This is a genomic window from Candidatus Thiothrix phosphatis, from assembly GCF_035668035.1.
GTDB lineage: Bacteria > Pseudomonadota > Gammaproteobacteria > Thiotrichales > Thiotrichaceae > Thiothrix > Thiothrix phosphatis.
In genome coordinates, this window is record NZ_JAYMYJ010000029.1 from 1 (window position 1) to 14178 (window position 14178).

General features: G+C 56.2%; 16 protein-coding genes. 9 read left to right on the forward strand and 7 right to left on the reverse strand.

Annotation, left to right across the window (positions count from 1 at the left end; genetic code table 11):
• The 3 genes from VSS37_RS02990 to VSS37_RS03000 form a co-directional block, all read right to left on the reverse strand.
• The coding region (locus VSS37_RS02990) for an arsenate reductase/protein-tyrosine-phosphatase family protein (RefSeq protein ID WP_445971471.1) at window positions 1-91 on the reverse strand (91 nt) is incomplete at its 3' end.
• 67 nt (window positions 92-158) lie between these two features.
• Complete coding sequence (locus tag VSS37_RS02995) at window positions 159-1175, reverse strand: ion transporter (protein ID WP_324693161.1); 1017 nt, start codon at window positions 1173-1175, stop codon at window positions 159-161.
• 68 nt (window positions 1176-1243) lie between these two features.
• Window positions 1244-1579: a hypothetical protein gene (locus VSS37_RS03000; protein WP_324693162.1), complete on the reverse strand. Its 336-nt coding sequence runs from the start codon at window positions 1577-1579 to the stop codon at window positions 1244-1246.
• Between the two features lie 178 nt (window positions 1580-1757).
• On the opposite strand from VSS37_RS03000, the gene VSS37_RS03005 reads away from it, so the two are divergent.
• Window positions 1758-2594: a hypothetical protein gene (locus VSS37_RS03005; RefSeq protein WP_324693163.1), complete on the forward strand. Its 837-nt coding sequence runs from the start codon at window positions 1758-1760 to the stop codon at window positions 2592-2594.
• Between the two features lie 142 nt (window positions 2595-2736).
• The gene (locus VSS37_RS03010) at window positions 2737-4644 is read left to right on the forward strand and encodes a peroxidase family protein (protein ID WP_324693164.1); all 1908 of its coding nucleotides are present in this window, start codon (window positions 2737-2739) and stop codon (window positions 4642-4644) included.
• On the opposite strand, the gene VSS37_RS03015 is transcribed toward VSS37_RS03010, so the two are convergent.
• Window positions 4610-5395: an HAD family hydrolase gene (locus tag VSS37_RS03015; RefSeq protein ID WP_324693165.1), complete on the reverse strand. Its 786-nt coding sequence runs from the start codon at window positions 5393-5395 to the stop codon at window positions 4610-4612. The genes VSS37_RS03010 and VSS37_RS03015 overlap by 35 nt on opposite strands.
• Before the next feature lie 112 nt (window positions 5396-5507).
• Entirely contained in the window at window positions 5508-6371 is an 864-nt protein-coding gene (locus tag VSS37_RS03020; RefSeq protein ID WP_324693166.1) for a PfkB family carbohydrate kinase, read from the reverse strand.
• Window positions 6372-6457: 86 nt separating this feature from the next.
• On the opposite strand from VSS37_RS03020, the gene VSS37_RS03025 reads away from it, so the two are divergent.
• The 7 genes from VSS37_RS03025 (at window position 6458) to VSS37_RS03055 (ending at window position 13174) form a co-directional block, all read left to right on the forward strand.
• Window positions 6458-7417: a serine protease gene (locus VSS37_RS03025; protein ID WP_324693167.1), complete on the forward strand. Its 960-nt coding sequence runs from the start codon at window positions 6458-6460 to the stop codon at window positions 7415-7417.
• A gap of 183 nt (window positions 7418-7600) precedes the next feature.
• A complete protein-coding gene (hflK, locus tag VSS37_RS03030; protein ID WP_324693168.1) occupies window positions 7601-8794 on the forward strand; it encodes an FtsH protease activity modulator HflK in 1194 nt (397 codons plus the stop codon).
• A gap of 2 nt (window positions 8795-8796) precedes the next feature.
• Window positions 8797-9678 (forward strand): protease modulator HflC, encoded by an 882-nt coding sequence (gene hflC / locus VSS37_RS03035; RefSeq protein ID WP_324693170.1) that lies wholly within the window; start codon window positions 8797-8799, stop codon window positions 9676-9678.
• A 15-nt stretch (window positions 9679-9693) separates the two neighbouring features.
• A complete protein-coding gene (locus VSS37_RS03040; protein ID WP_324693302.1) occupies window positions 9694-9882 on the forward strand; it encodes a DUF2065 domain-containing protein in 189 nt (62 codons plus the stop codon).
• A 7-nt stretch (window positions 9883-9889) separates the two neighbouring features.
• On the forward strand, window positions 9890-11080 hold the full coding sequence (locus tag VSS37_RS03045; RefSeq protein ID WP_324693171.1) for an ATP phosphoribosyltransferase regulatory subunit: 1191 nt from the start codon (window positions 9890-9892) through the stop codon (window positions 11078-11080).
• A 37-nt stretch (window positions 11081-11117) separates the two neighbouring features.
• On the forward strand, window positions 11118-12413 hold the full coding sequence (locus tag VSS37_RS03050; RefSeq protein WP_324693172.1) for an adenylosuccinate synthase: 1296 nt from the start codon (window positions 11118-11120) through the stop codon (window positions 12411-12413).
• On the forward strand, window positions 12413-13174 hold the full coding sequence (locus VSS37_RS03055) for a tRNA threonylcarbamoyladenosine dehydratase (RefSeq protein ID WP_324693173.1): 762 nt from the start codon (window positions 12413-12415) through the stop codon (window positions 13172-13174). The genes VSS37_RS03050 and VSS37_RS03055 overlap by 1 nt, the downstream gene beginning before the upstream one ends.
• Here VSS37_RS03055 and dcd read toward each other — a convergent pair.
• Entirely contained in the window at window positions 13155-13721 is a 567-nt protein-coding gene (gene dcd / locus VSS37_RS03060; RefSeq protein WP_324693174.1) for a dCTP deaminase, read from the reverse strand. The two genes, VSS37_RS03055 and dcd, sit on opposite strands and share 20 nt — an antisense overlap.
• On the reverse strand, window positions 13718-14161 hold the full coding sequence (locus VSS37_RS03065) for an LEA/WHy family protein (RefSeq protein WP_324693175.1): 444 nt from the start codon (window positions 14159-14161) through the stop codon (window positions 13718-13720). Before VSS37_RS03065 ends, dcd begins: the two co-directional genes overlap by 4 nt.
• Window positions 14162-14178 lie beyond the last annotated feature (17 nt).

The following is a 14178-nucleotide window of genomic DNA, read 5'->3' on the forward strand; positions in this document are numbered from 1 at the left end:
GCGACTTGACCAGATCCTCAAAAACACCCTGAGCCGTTGGGGAACGGCAGATGTTGCCCATGCACACAAACAAAACGCTAACTTTTTTCATCAGACCACAACACCGTAAGCTGTCAATATCAACATACCTGCCATCATAACCATAATCAGGCAGCCCGTCACAAAGCCGCGACTTGTCCCCGTTGCCTTTTGGCCGACCGCACATGGACATGCCCCGGCGGATGCTTGATCACAATGGCCTGCCCACAATGCGGGCAAGTCAAATAGGTCTGCAAACGGGTTTCCTGCTTGACCTCTTCAAACACCAGACGCGCATCCGCCCGGCTGACGCCGATTTTGACGCGCATCTTTTCCAGATAACGCAGGCTGCCGAAATCCAGCCTGCCATCCTCCATGGCGCGCACCAATTCCTGACGAAAATGCTCCCGCCGCCGTTTCAGTTCACTGATCATGCCGGATGCAAGAATCGCTGCGGGCAATGCGGCGACAGCAATGCCCGTGATAATGGTGACGCCGCTGAACACCCTGCCGGTTACAGTGGAAGGGATGACGTCGCCGTAACCCACTGTCGCCAACGTCACCGTCGCCCACCAAAGCGACCGGGGAATGCTGCCAAATTTGTCCGGCTGGATATGCCCTTCCACCAGATAAATCCCAGTTGCCGACAGCAGAATCAGCATGCATAGAATGAACATGGCCGAAATCAGGTTTTCCGCCTCCTGACGCAGCACCGCCAGCAGCAGTTCCAGCGAATGGGAATAACGGGTCAGCTTCAATAAACGCAATAGCCGCAAACTGCGCAAAACACGCAAATCAGCCACCCCGAAGAAAAAGCTCAGATAAAAAGGCGCAATCGCCAGCAGATCCACCAGCGCCATCGGCGACAGCAAATAGCGCCCCCGTCCGCCGATGGGATGCTGGAAATCCACATTCCCTGATTCAACACAAATCCACGCCCGCACGATATATTCAATCGTAAAAACCAGCACCGAGGAAACTTCCAAATATTGGAACAAGGTTTCGTGCGCCTTGTAGATAGCGTGTTCAGATTCAAGCGCCACAGCAACCACATTGATGACCACCAACGCCACCAGGCAGTGGTTAATGAATTTTGCCCATTTATTACCTTTCTGTTCCTCCAGCGCCAGATACAGCCAGCCCCGAACATTGTGCATACCCTGCTCCTCTTGCCCCTAATGATTGGGGCAAAGATTAACACAGCTTGTATCCGGCCATGCGCCCCCTATTTAAAGCGCTTACGTATTTTCTGGTACAAATCTGCGATCTCTTCACCCAACTCATGGATTTCTTCCATCCACTCCACGCGCAAATCCGCCACCTTGTCGCTTAATTTATGTTGCAACTTGTCAACCTCCTCGCCCATATCATGGACTTCCTCCTTGGTTTCCAACTGCAACTTATAACCTGCATCCCGCAGCCTCAATTGCAGGTTGTCCCATTTGGTTTCAGCTTTTTCCCACTCCTGTTTGGCCTCCATTTCCAACAAATGCAGGCTAACGCGAAAATCATCACGTTCAGTCGTCAAGCTATGCAACAATTGCTGTAATCTTTCGTTCATCTGCTTACCTCCTTTTACTGGCCTCAGTCTGAAATATAGCCTTCCTTCCCCGCAAGAGTAAGGGCATTGGTCAATGATTGGAACTTTCAACGCCATCAATGCTCTATCTGGTTACATTGATGCAGGTATTCCGATGGGTGCCAACATTTCATTCCAACAGGAAACGACAGGGCTTAACATGAAAAAAATACTGCTTTCGCTGACAGTCATCGCAGGTCTGGGGTTGTCTGCATGCGCGCCAATGACCCAGGTGACCCAACCCCAACCTACCGTGATACCCGCCAAGGATCTGAACTGGATTGCCGACAAGGTCTACAAGAATGAAACCAGTGGCAGCCCAATGCTGTTGGTCGTCTGGAATGACCGGGAAGAATTCGCCTCCCTCGGCATTGGGCATTTCATCTGGTACCCGGCTGGCCACCGTGGGCCTTATACCGAAACCTTCCCCGGACTATTGGATTACACCAAAGCGCAAGGCGTGCCAGTGCCGCAATGGCTGGCCAGCCGCCCAACCCGCACTGCGCCATGGCCAAACAAGGCAGCGTTTGAACGCGCCAAAAACGACCCTGAAATGCAGCAACTGCGCAATTTCCTGCAACAAACCATGAATATCCAGGCCAACTACATGGCAGACCGCCTAACCCGCGCCCTGCCGTTGATGCTCAACCAAGTCGCCGCACAAGACCGCGACCGCGTCTTGAGGAACTATCAGGCCGTGGAAAAATCACCACGCGGATTGTACCCCTTGCTGGATTACGTCAACTTCAAGGGTGAAGGCACCAGCCCCAGCGAACGCTACAACGGCCAAGGCTGGGGGTTGCTGCAAGTGCTGGCGGCCATGCAGCCTGTTGAGGCTGGCCCACAGGCGTTGGATGCATTCGCCAGCGCCGCTGAAGAGGTGCTGCTGCGCCGCATCGCCAACGCCCCACCGGAACGCGGCGAAGCCAAATGGCTGGCGGGCTGGCGCAACCGCCTGGGCACCTACCGTTCCCAAAACTTGCTCAGTGGGAACTGAGTCTGTTATTCGTGACCATTTGTCTTTGAATCTTTGGCGATGAGGAATTCGCCCTTGCCGCGCCAGCTTCGGCTGGCGTATTTTTTGCCTGGTGCCCTGTAAGGAATTTTCACTCAACGGATTGAACCAAAAGGAAAACATCATGCAAGCAATCGACAACATTTCCCGTTCCCTTTCCCAAATTTATAAGCAGTTGTCTGATGGCGGCAACACAACTGCCAGCCAAACAGCCACCCAGCAAGCGGTCGCCGCCCTTGGCCAATTGCAGGGATATAATGATAATGGCAGGAGCAGGCAAAACCCCGTCTGGAAAAACCTGCTAAACCTTATCCAAACGTTACTGGCGCAACTGGAGCAAAACAAGCCCAAACCAGCCCCCACCGAATACCGCAGCATGGACGGCTCCGGCAACAACAAGAAAAATCCTGCCTGGGGCCAAGCAGGCATCCAGCATCAGCGCCGAATCCCACAGGACAGCAGCCGCGAACCTGGTGGCAGCACCGAGCAACGCCTGCCCAATCCTCGTGAAGTCAGTAACGCCGTTGCCGCCCAAAATGGGCAAAACACCGTAAACCAAAAAGGATTGAGTGACCTGTTTTGGATGTGGGGGCAATTTCTTGACCACGACATGACCTTAACCCCCACCGATGCCAACGAGCCGATCAACATTGCCATACCCCAAGGCGACCCCCAACTTGACCCGAACGGGACTGGCACAGCCGCCATCACCATTGACCGCAGCGCCGCCACCCTGGATGCCAATGGGCAGCGCCAACAGAGCAACAAGATTACGGCCTTTGTTGACGGCTCCAACGTCTACGGTTCTGATGCCGCCTATGCGGACTCCCTGCGCACCCACAGCGGCGGCAAAATGAAAACATCAGCGGGTGATTTGTTGCCAACCGATGCCAATGGGCAATTCCTGGCGGGCGACCCTCGTTCCAATGAAAATATCGGCCTAACATCCATGCATACGATCTGGGTACGGGAGCACAATCGTCTGGCCGATGAGCTGGCGCAAAAGCATCCAGACTGGAGTGACGAAAAACTGTATCAGGAGGCCCGCCGGGTCAATGTTGCCCAAATCCAGTCCATCACCTACAACGAATTCCTGCCTAACCTGCTTGGCAAAAATGCCATCCCACGGTACACAGGCTACAAGCCCAATGTAGACCCCAGCATTGACAATGCTTTCGCCACTGCCGCCTTCCGCATGGGGCATACCATGCTTTCCCCCAACCTGCTGCGGTTGGATGAAAACGGTGAAACCATCAGCCAGGGCGACGTTGCTTTGCGGGATGCCTTCTTCAGGCCAGACAAGGTAATGGAGGCAGGCATTGACCCGATCCTGCGCGGCGCGGCATCCCAGACGGCGCAAGCCGTAGACCCGATGATTGTGGATGATGTGCGCAACTTCCTGTTCCCGCAAGGTGGCCTGGATCTGGCCGCCGTCAATATCCAGCGTGGGCGTGACCACGGTCTGGCAGGTTACGGTGATGCCCGTGCAGCATTGGGGCTGAAACCGGTCACCAGCTTTGAATCTTCCATCTGGCGCGAAGGTTTCGGTGAAAAGCTGGCGCAAGTCTACGCCAAACCTGCTGACGTTGACCTATGGGTGGCCGGTTTGGCAGAAAAACCAGTAGGTGATTCCCTGTTCGGGCAGACATTCACCAAGATCATGGCCGACCAGTTTACCCGCCTACGTGATGGTGACCGTTTCTGGTATGAAAACCAATTTTCCGGCAAGGAATTGCAGGCCATCAAGAACACCAAGCTGTCCGACATCATTGCCCGTAACACGGACTTTGACAACGTGCAGGAAAATGCTTTCGTGGCCTCCAATATCCACCTGGGTGGGCAGCCACAGGCAACACCAGCAACCCAAAGCCACAGCGTGGCACAATCCTTGGGCGCGGCGGATTCAGCAATAGGCAACGGCTCACGCATGGACAATGGCTTCACCCAGCAAATGATGCAGCCATCCTCCATGCTGACGCCTCAGCAGCTCGACATTTTCAATCAGGCTGTCCAGAAAGGCTATTTTGGATAAACAACTGCTGCAATAACGGCACGGTGACGCAGGTGTAAGCATCTGCGTCACCACTCAAAACGGTAAAAGGCATGCCCGGTTCGCCAAACTGGTCAAGCACTAGAACAGCCCGACTGAAATCGTGGCCACGAGTGTAATCATTGACCGTAACCACCGTTTTCAGATTGGCTGCCAACGATGAGCGGATGCCATTTTCTGAGTCCTCAAACGCCAGGCATTCCTCCGCTTTCAAACCCATCATGTCCATCGCGTACAGGTAGATGTCCGGCGCGGGCTTTTTCGCAGGCACAATGTCACCCGCCGCAATACAGTCGAACCAACCGACAGATGCCCCCCCCAGCGTCGCTTTCAGCAGATAGGTGACATTCTCCGGCGTGGTGGTGGTGGCGATGCCCAGACGCAACCCGGCGGTGCGGGCTTCATTCAGCAGACGGGCAACGCCGGTGCGCAATGGGATTTCCCCGGCTTGCAGCATTTGCAGATAGAAATGGGTTTTGCGCTTGTGCATACGCGCCGCAAATTCAGCCATGCCTTCTTCTGGCGCAAAGCCCGGCAGGTATTTTTCCAGAAAATAGCAGATACGTTCCTTGCCGCCAGTGACGGTCAACAAATCAGCGTACAGTTCCACTGTCCAATCCCAGTCCAGTCCGGCTTCACGGAAGGCTTTATTGAAAGCTGGCCGGTGTCCGTCCCGCTCAGTGTCCGCCAGCGTGCCATCCACATCGAACAAAAGCGCTTTAAGCTGTGGCATGTCGTCTTCTCCTCATTTTTACGCTGGGCGCATTCTAGCCCGAAGCAGAAAATGGGGGGAATAGCCTTTAAGCGCAGTTTTCCCAGCGATGCCTTGGACAGTACAGAGGCTATCAGACCAAACCATCGAACCCTTGTTGCTGCACCTTGCGCCCAGCCAGTTTGACGGCGTAATGCAAGGCTTCCTCCAGCAGGTTCCCGGTCGCCAGCGCATGCACCAGCCCGGCGTTGAACACATCCCCCGCGCCAACCGTATCCACCACCTTTCCCACCGGTGAAGCAGGCGCATGAAAGACCATTCCCAATTGGTCAATCGCCCAGGCCCCCGCCTCACCCCAGGTGCAGGTCATCCACACCTTGCCATGTTTGTGCTGCCGATCCCGCAAAAAGCTTTCCGCCTCCTGAAACCCCTGCGCCTGCGCATAGGCGCGCGGGAACATCGCCAGATCAACCTGCGGAACCAGATCCTCCAGCCCAGCGCGAATCTTCTCAATTTCCAGCGACACCGGCTGGTCGTACAGGTTTTCACGGGCATAGGCCAGCATCTTCGCCAGTTCACCCACATTCCGCCCCTCAAAATGCAGCCAGTCATAATGCGTCACCGGAACACGGCGAAAGTCCCCGGCGGACAACTCCGGCAAATCACGGTAATGGACGATGGTGCGGCTGCCATTCTGCTGATTGAGTGTGATATAGGAAACTGGCGCGGCGCCCGGATGGCGCACCACGTATTCCAGCCCGACAGATTTGCTGGAAAGATCAGCAGAAATGTGATCGCCATCACTATTTTTGGCAATTACTCCGCATAAATCACAACGATGTGCATGAGCCGCCAGCACCTTGGCCATATTGGCGGCATTACCGCCAGCGCTAACCCATTGATGCAGCGCACGCATTTCTTCGTCCTCAGACGGGTAATGGGCAACCAAATTGGTGATGTCGAGCGTGGCGTTTCCCGTTATCAGAATAAAACTCATAAAAATTTTCTCGTCCCGTGCAGCATTTTGCCGGTTTTGGCGGTCGTAAACGATGGGCTGAATCATAACGTGATAGGGGATTTATAATGTACAAATTATTGGGGCTCATTTTTTTCCTGTTGGTGCCACTACAACAGGTGCACGCTGATCCGATGAAAATGCGGATCATAGGGGGTAACCCAGTTGGGCAAAACGCTTGGCCATCAGTGGTTGCAATCAAGACAACAGCAACGGGGGAAGTTTTGTGTGGGGGCAACCTGATCCATCCGTTGTGGGTGCTGACTGCGGCGCATTGTGTCCGCGGTGAGGCTGAGGGGCTTTACTACGAATACGGTGTTGACGACATGATCATCTTTTCCGGCGCGACCGGGTTGGATTCCCCCAGCGGCCGGAACATGCGCGTGCAACGCATCATTGTCCACCCCAATTACAACATGGCGACCGGAGCCAATGACCTTGCCCTGCTGATGCTGGATGCGCCGCTGGAAGGCGCGACCATGCCGGTTTACGCCGATAACCCACCGCCAGGCACCTCCGCCACCGTAGTCGGCTGGGGAGCGCGCACCGCCAAGGCGCCCAATGGTTATCCTGGCAATTACCCGCGCCAGTTACAGCAGGTCACGATTCCAATCGTGCCCAATGAAGCCTGCAACACGCCATCGTCCTATAACGGCAGGATCCAATCGACCATGCTGTGCGCCGGTTTTCCCCAAGGCGGCAAGGACGCCTGCGTCGGCGACAGCGGCGGGCCGTTGATGGTGCAGCAGAACGGCGTTTACCGGCAGGTGGGCATCGTCAGCCAAGGCGAAGGTTGCGCAATGCCGGGCAAATACGGCATCTATACCCGCGTGGCCAGCTACGCCAACTGGATACAGCAGTTCGCCCCGCCGCCTTATGCTGGCTCGCCGGTTTCCCAGCCGGACAACCCGCGTGTCAATTACCCAGGAGGCGCGGGTGCGCTGGATCCAGTTGGTGCCGCCGGACTCTTTGCACCGTTGCTGCTGACTGCGTTCAGAAGGGGGAAATCTGCCGGGGGTGCTGGTTAGAACCGGCCTTCCCCCGTCTTATTTATTCCCTTGTCAGGCCAAATTTGCATTTGAATCGCTTTTCATCCCCCATTTTTCGGGGGTGAGTTGAATACTGCCCCCCTGAATCTGCTATGCTTCGCGTTGAAATTGACCCTGCGACCCTTAGACTCGCGAAAATTAGAACATTTAGGAGCTTAAGCTATGCCCTGGAACGAACCGGGTGGAAATCAACAAGACCCATGGACGGGGAAAAAACGCACCCCGGGAGGCAATGATCCCGAAGAGCTGATCCGTAAACTCAACCAGAAACTGAGCAAATTGTTTGGCGGTTCAGGCCATGGCGACGGGTCTGACAACAATGGCGGAAAAGGTGTCCTGTTACTGGTGGGCTTGCTGGTGATCGGCTGGTTATTGTCCGGTTTTTACACCATTGATGCGCGCCAGAAAGGGCTGGTGCTGCGCTTTGGGGCTTACCAGGAAACCACGGGGGCAGGCCTGCATTGGCGTTTGCCTTACCCATTCGAAACGGTCGAAGTCTTTGATGTTGAGCAGAACCGTAGCGCGCAAGATCGCAGCACCATGCTGACCAAGGATGAAAACATCGTCGATATCGCGGTTTCCGTCCAATACAAGATAAGCAACGCTGAAGAATACGCCTTCAATATCCTCAATGCTGACTATGTGTCCGACCAAACCCAAGGCACCCTCTATCAGGTCATGCGCGGTTCCATCCGTGACATTATCGGGCGCAATAATATGGACTTCATTCTGCAGGAAGGCCGCGAGCAAATCGCCATCGACACCCAAAACCTGATGCAGCAAATTCTGAATGACTACAAGGCAGGCCTGAAAATCATCAAGGTTAACCTGACTTATGCCGAAGCGCCGACCGAAGTCAAGGACGCCTTTGATGAGGCCAACCGCGCCCGTGAAGACAAAAACCGTTTCCAGAACGAAGCGGAAACCTATTCCAAGAAAGTCCTTCCCGAAGCTGGCGGCCAAGCGGCACGCCTGAAAGCCGATGCGGAAGCCTTCCGGCAAGAGGCTGTCGACCGGGCGATGGGTGACGCCGCCCGCTTCAGCCAATTGGTGGTGGAATACCACAAAGCCCCGGCAGTCACCCGTGAACGCCTGTATCTGGATGCGATGGAATCTGTCATGTCTGGCAGCCGTAAAGTGATGGTTGACACCCGCAGCAACAACATGCTGTATCTGCCGCTGGATCAGTTGAACACACAGGGCAACGCGGCAACAGCAGCGGCCACGGCAGCAGCGGCCCAGAATGCCCAGCAGGATGCCACCACCAACGTCAACTCACCCGCCGCCGCCAGCAACAATGGCGCTGCCAACGTGCGCCAACAGTCTCGTGAAACCAGCGTCAGGGAGGGCCGTTAATCATGGACATCAGAAATACAATCATTGCCGCCGCTGGCTTGGTGTTGCTGCTGCTTTACTCCTCCATTTACATGGTCGACCAGCGCCAGCGCGCCATCCTGTTCAAGTTCCGGGAAATCGTCAACCCTGACATCGGGCCTGGGCTGCATTTCCGGGCACCGTTCATCAACACCGTCAGCAAGTTCCCCTCCCAGATTCTGACGCTGAGTTCCGAATCCGAACGTTTCCTGACCGGCGAGAAAAAATACGTGCAGGTTGACTTTTTCGTCAAATGGCGCATCCAGGATTTTGCATCGTTTTACCGCTCCACCGGCGGTGGGCGTGTCGAGGATGCAATCCAGAACGCCCAAAACCGCCTGGAACAATTGATGAAAGATGGCCTGCGCAACGAATTCAGCCGCCGCACCATTGAAGAGGCCCTGTCAGCTGAACGTGGCATGATCATGCAGGGGCTGGAAAACAAATCCAATGAAGTGGCCAAGCAACTGGGCATTGAGATTGTGGATGTGCGGGTCAGCAAGATCGATTTCCCCGAAACGGTCAGCAATTCCGTATTCGAACGGATGCGCTCCGAACGCCAGCGGGTAGCGGAAGATTTCCGTTCACGCGGTAAGGAAGAGGCGGAAAAAATCCGCGCCGACGCCGACCGGCAGGCCACCATCATCAAGGCAGAAGCGTACCGGGAAGCGGAAAAAATCCGGGGTGAAGGCGATGCCAAGGCCGCAGAAGTCTACGCCAGCGCCTATCAGCAAGATCCCGAATTCTATGCGTTCTACCGTAGCATCAACGCCTACAAGAACACCCTGGGCAAGGGCAACGACATGATGGTGTTGGAGCCGGATTCCGAGTTCTTCCGCTACTTCAAACAGCAATCTGCCCAATAAGTCCATGCCGTGGAAGTGAACTGGAACGATTTGCTCAACGCTGTCGCCCTCCTTCTGATAGTGGAGGGGCTTATGCCGTTTTTAAGCCCCTCCCGCCTCAAACAGGCCTACACCCAATTGCTCTCATTACCGGACAAAACCTTACGAAGCATTGGTCTGGTAAGTGTGATTGCTGGTATCCTACTGCTCTTTTTGACTGATTAGCCAAAATATGCTGAATACTGACCAATATTGGGCGCTCCCCGACGGCATCAGCGAAGCCCTGCCCGATGAAGCCGAGTGTCTGGAACAACTGCGCCGCAGCCTGCTGGATCTGTTTTCCACTTGGGGTTACCGCTTGGTGATGCCGCCGCTGGTGGAATTCATGGAATCGTTGAGCACCGGCCACGGCACCCACCTGGATGTGCAGACCTTCAAACTGACTGACCAGTTGAGCGGGCGCATGATGGGCGTGCGCGCCGACATGACGCCGCAGATCGCCAGGATTGACGCCCACAAGCTCAAAACGGCGCAAACCAACCGCCTATGCTATATCGGCAGCGTGTTGCGCACCCGCAGTTTCCATCGCGACGGTTCCCGCTCCCCCCTCCAGGTTGGCGCGGAACTGTTCGGCCATGCGGGGTTGGACAGTGATTTCGAAGTCATTTCCCTGCTATTGGCGACACTCAACCATTGCCAGGTTCCTGATTTGCTGCTGGATATTGGCCATGTCGGCATCTTCCGCTCCTTGGCCCGCGCCGCTGGCCTGAATGCACAGCAGGAACGCGCGCTCTATGACATCTTGGAACGTAAATCCCTACCGGAAATGGATGAATGGCTGCAATCCGCCAAGCTGCCTGACAGCATCAAGCGTTGCCTGCGCCAGTTGCCCCGCCTGAATGGCTCCGTGGCCGTGCTGGATGAAGCGGCAGGGCTGTTCGGCGATGCCTTCCCGGAGATTCAGGAGGCGCTTGCCTACCTGCACACTTTGGTCGGACGGGTTGCCGCCAGCTTCCCAAGCTGCCGGATTCATGTCGACCTGAGTGAATTGAGCGGTTACGACTACCATACTGGCATTGTGTACGGTGTCTATACGCCCAACATGGGCCGCGAAGTGGCGCGCGGCGGACGTTACGACGGTATCGGCGAAGCCTTCGGACGGGGGCGCCAAGCCACGGGTTTCAGCACCGATTTGCGCACCCTGGCGAAATTCTCCCTGCCCTCCATGCAGTTGCCGACAGAGACGGCGATTTTCGCCCCAGCCCTACAGGATGCAGCGCTGGAGCAACTGATCCATCGGCTACGCAACCAAGGCCAGCGGGTAATCCGCGCACTGGACGGGCAAACTGCAACCCCTGCGTCACTGGGTTGCAAGCGGCAAATTACACTGCAAGACGGCCAATGGAGCGTGGTGGCCGTCTGAGATTTTCTGACACTTTGAAGCATTGAGCGAGACTGACATGGGAAAATTCGTCGTTGTATTGGGCACTCAGTGGGGTGATGAAGGCAAGGGCAAGATTGTTGACCTGCTGACCGAAAACGCCTCCGCCGTTGTACGTTTTCAGGGCGGCCATAATGCCGGGCATACGTTGGTCATCAACGGGGAGAAAACCGTCCTGCATCTGGTGCCGTCCGGCATCCTGCGCGCGGGTGTCGAGTGCATGATCGGCAACGGCGTGGTGCTCGCCCCGGATGCGCTGCTCAAGGAAATCGAGATGCTGGAATCGCGCGGTGTGCCTGCCCGTGAACGCCTGAAAATTTCCGAAGCCTGTCAGTTGATCCTGCCTTACCACATGGCGCTGGATGCGGCGCGTGAACAGGCGCGCGGCAAAAAAGCCATCGGCACCACCGGGCGCGGCATTGGCCCGGCCTACGAAGACAAGATTTCCCGCCGTGGCCTGCGCGTCGGTGACCTGCTGAACCCAGAACAGTTTGAGATCAAGCTGCGCAGCATCATGGAATACCACAATTTCGCGCTGGAGCACTATTTCAAGTGCGCCCCGGTTGACCCTGACAAAGTGCTGGACGAAGCCATGCAGATGGCTGAAATCATCAAACCAATGATTGCCGACATCCCTTACCGCCTCTACGAATTGCGCAAGGGGGGCAAGGATGTGATGCTGGAAGGTGCGCAAGGCACCCTGCTGGACATCGACCACGGCACATACCCTTACGTCACCTCCTCCAGCACCACCGCAGGCGGCTCCTGCACCGGCTCCGGCATTGGCCCACGCAATATCGACTATATTCTCGGCATCACCAAGGCCTACACCACCCGGGTGGGCGCTGGGCCATTCCCAACCGAACTGTTTGATGATATTGGCGCGCATATCGCCAAGGCTGGCAACGAATTCGGCTCCACCACGGGACGGCCACGCCGTTGTGGCTGGTATGACGCCGTTTCCCTGCGCCGCGCCATGCACATCAACACGGTCAGTGGCCTGTGCATCACCAAACTGGATGTGCTGGATGGCCTGGAAACTGTGCGTATCTGCACCGGCTATGAACTGGATGGCAAGGTTATCGATGTGCCGCCAGTTGACACCGACGCCTTTGAACGCTGCAAACCGGTTTATGAAGACCTGCCCGGCTGGACTGAATCCACATTTGGCGCCACCAGCTATGATGTGCTGCCCGCCAACGCCAAAGCCTACCTCAAGCGTCTGGAAGAAGTGGTCGAAACCCCAATCGACATCATTTCCACCGGCCCTGACCGGGAACAGACCATCATCCTGCGCGACCCTTACGCCGCATAATGGATGCAGTGGATGTCAGCCGCCGTTTCGGCGGCATCATCCGCCTGTATGGTGAAGCGGCGTTCACCCGCTTCACTGCTTCCCACATCTGCGTCATCGGTGTCGGCGGCGTCGGCTCCTGGGCGGTGGAAGCCCTTGCCCGCAGCGGCGTCGGCAAACTGACCCTGATCGACCTCGACAACGTGGCCGAATCCAATATCAACCGCCAGCTTCCCGCGCTTGGCGACACCGTAGGGCGTGCCAAAGTCGAGGTTTTGAAGGAACGTTGCTTCGGCATCAATCCCGCCTGCCAGATTCACACCATTGAAGATTTCGTGGAAAAAGACAATGTCGCCGCATTGATCCACGCCGGTTTCGACTATGTGATTGACTGCATCGACAATTTCCGCGTCAAGGCTGCGCTGGCAGCCCATTGCCGCCGCAACAAAATCCGCCTGATCATGCTGGGTGGTGCCGGTGGGCAAAAAGACCCGACCAAAATCCGCCTTTCCGACCTGGGCAAGACCCATCAAGACCGCTTGCTGTCGCGGGTGCGCAAGGAACTGCGCCAACACTACGGCTTCAGCCAGAACCCAAAGCGGCGTTTCGAGATCCCTGCGGTATGGTCGGAAGAGGCCATGACCTTGCCCGAAAATGGCCCGGCCTGCGACCTGAGCTGCGCCGGAGGCATCGGCTCCGTCATGACGGTCACCGCCAGCTTCGCCCTGGTCGCCGTCAGCCATGTGCTGGGCAAACTGGCCGCTACGTCTTCGGCAGGGTGACGCCCTTTTGCCCCTGATACTTGCCGCCGCGATCCTTGTAGGAAGTTCCGCAAATTTCGTCTGACTCGAAGAACAACATTTGCGCCACCCCTTCGTTGGCGTAAATTTTGGCGGGCAGCGGCGTCGTATTGGAAAACTCCAGCGTCACATGCCCTTCCCACTCTGGCTCCAGCGGCGTGACGTTGACAATGATGCCGCAGCGCGCATAGGTGGATTTCCCCAGGCAAACCGTCAGCACGCTGCGTGGGATGCGGAAATATTCCACTGTCCGCGCCAGTGCGAACGAATTCGGCGGGATAATGCACACCTCGCCGGTGAAATCGACGAAACTCTTTTCGTCAAACGCCTTGGGGTCAACGATGGTGCTGTTGATATTGGTGAAAATCTTGAATTCATTGGCGCAACGCACGTCATAACCGTAGCTGGAAGTGCCGTAGGAGACGATTTTCCCGCCATTCACGGAACGCACCTGCCCCGGCTCGAACGGCTCAATCATGCCCCCGCCCTCAGCCATCCGGCGAATCCAGTGATCCGACTTGATCGTCATTGCTGCACCCCTATCCCACCCTGACGTTGGAATGGGACGCTGATCAAGGGCAGCTTCACCGCACCATTCAGGTCATATTGCAGCTTGCGTTCACGCCAGGCGACCGGGGCCAGTTGGGCCAGCTCGATAAAATCCAGTTTGATGGGGATGCTGACCGGCACTTCCTGACGCGCGCCGATCATCTGGTCTTGGGATTGCTCCCCGGTTGCAACCAGATGCCCATTCAGGTTCAGGCCATACTGGATGCCCTTGATTGGGATCGGAAAAGCGTTGGGGTTGCTGACATTCAATGTCACTAGGGCCGTTCCCTGCGTCAGGGAAATATTTTGCACGGCGATATTCTGAACAGAAATTTTGGGCTGTTCGACAACGCCAGGAACGCTGCTGCACGCCTGCAACAACACGACGGAAAACAGGCCGACAAGAATGGGTTTCAACATGATTTGTTCTTCAAAGT

Coding starts and splice junctions, on each gene's coding strand:
- VSS37_RS03015 (WP_324693165.1), bottom strand. CDS start 5,395: ATGCCACAGCTTAAAGCGCTTTTGTTCGATGTGGATGGCACGCTGGCG.
- VSS37_RS03005 (WP_324693163.1), top strand. CDS start 1,758: ATGAAAAAAATACTGCTTTCGCTGACAGTCATCGCAGGTCTGGGGTTG.
- hflC (WP_324693170.1), top strand. CDS start 8,797: ATGGACATCAGAAATACAATCATTGCCGCCGCTGGCTTGGTGTTGCTG.
- VSS37_RS03050 (WP_324693172.1), top strand. CDS start 11,118: ATGGGAAAATTCGTCGTTGTATTGGGCACTCAGTGGGGTGATGAAGGC.
- VSS37_RS03065 (WP_324693175.1), bottom strand. CDS start 14,161: ATGTTGAAACCCATTCTTGTCGGCCTGTTTTCCGTCGTGTTGTTGCAG.
- hflK (WP_324693168.1), top strand. CDS start 7,601: ATGCCCTGGAACGAACCGGGTGGAAATCAACAAGACCCATGGACGGGG.
- dcd (WP_324693174.1), bottom strand. CDS start 13,721: ATGACGATCAAGTCGGATCACTGGATTCGCCGGATGGCTGAGGGCGGG.
- VSS37_RS03025 (WP_324693167.1), top strand. CDS start 6,458: ATGTACAAATTATTGGGGCTCATTTTTTTCCTGTTGGTGCCACTACAA.
- VSS37_RS03020 (WP_324693166.1), bottom strand. CDS start 6,371: ATGAGTTTTATTCTGATAACGGGAAACGCCACGCTCGACATCACCAAT.
- VSS37_RS03000 (WP_324693162.1), bottom strand. CDS start 1,579: ATGAACGAAAGATTACAGCAATTGTTGCATAGCTTGACGACTGAACGT.
- VSS37_RS02995 (WP_324693161.1), bottom strand. CDS start 1,175: ATGCACAATGTTCGGGGCTGGCTGTATCTGGCGCTGGAGGAACAGAAA.
- VSS37_RS03045 (WP_324693171.1), top strand. CDS start 9,890: ATGCTGAATACTGACCAATATTGGGCGCTCCCCGACGGCATCAGCGAA.
- VSS37_RS03010 (WP_324693164.1), top strand. CDS start 2,737: ATGCAAGCAATCGACAACATTTCCCGTTCCCTTTCCCAAATTTATAAG.
- VSS37_RS03055 (WP_324693173.1), top strand. CDS start 12,413: ATGGATGCAGTGGATGTCAGCCGCCGTTTCGGCGGCATCATCCGCCTG.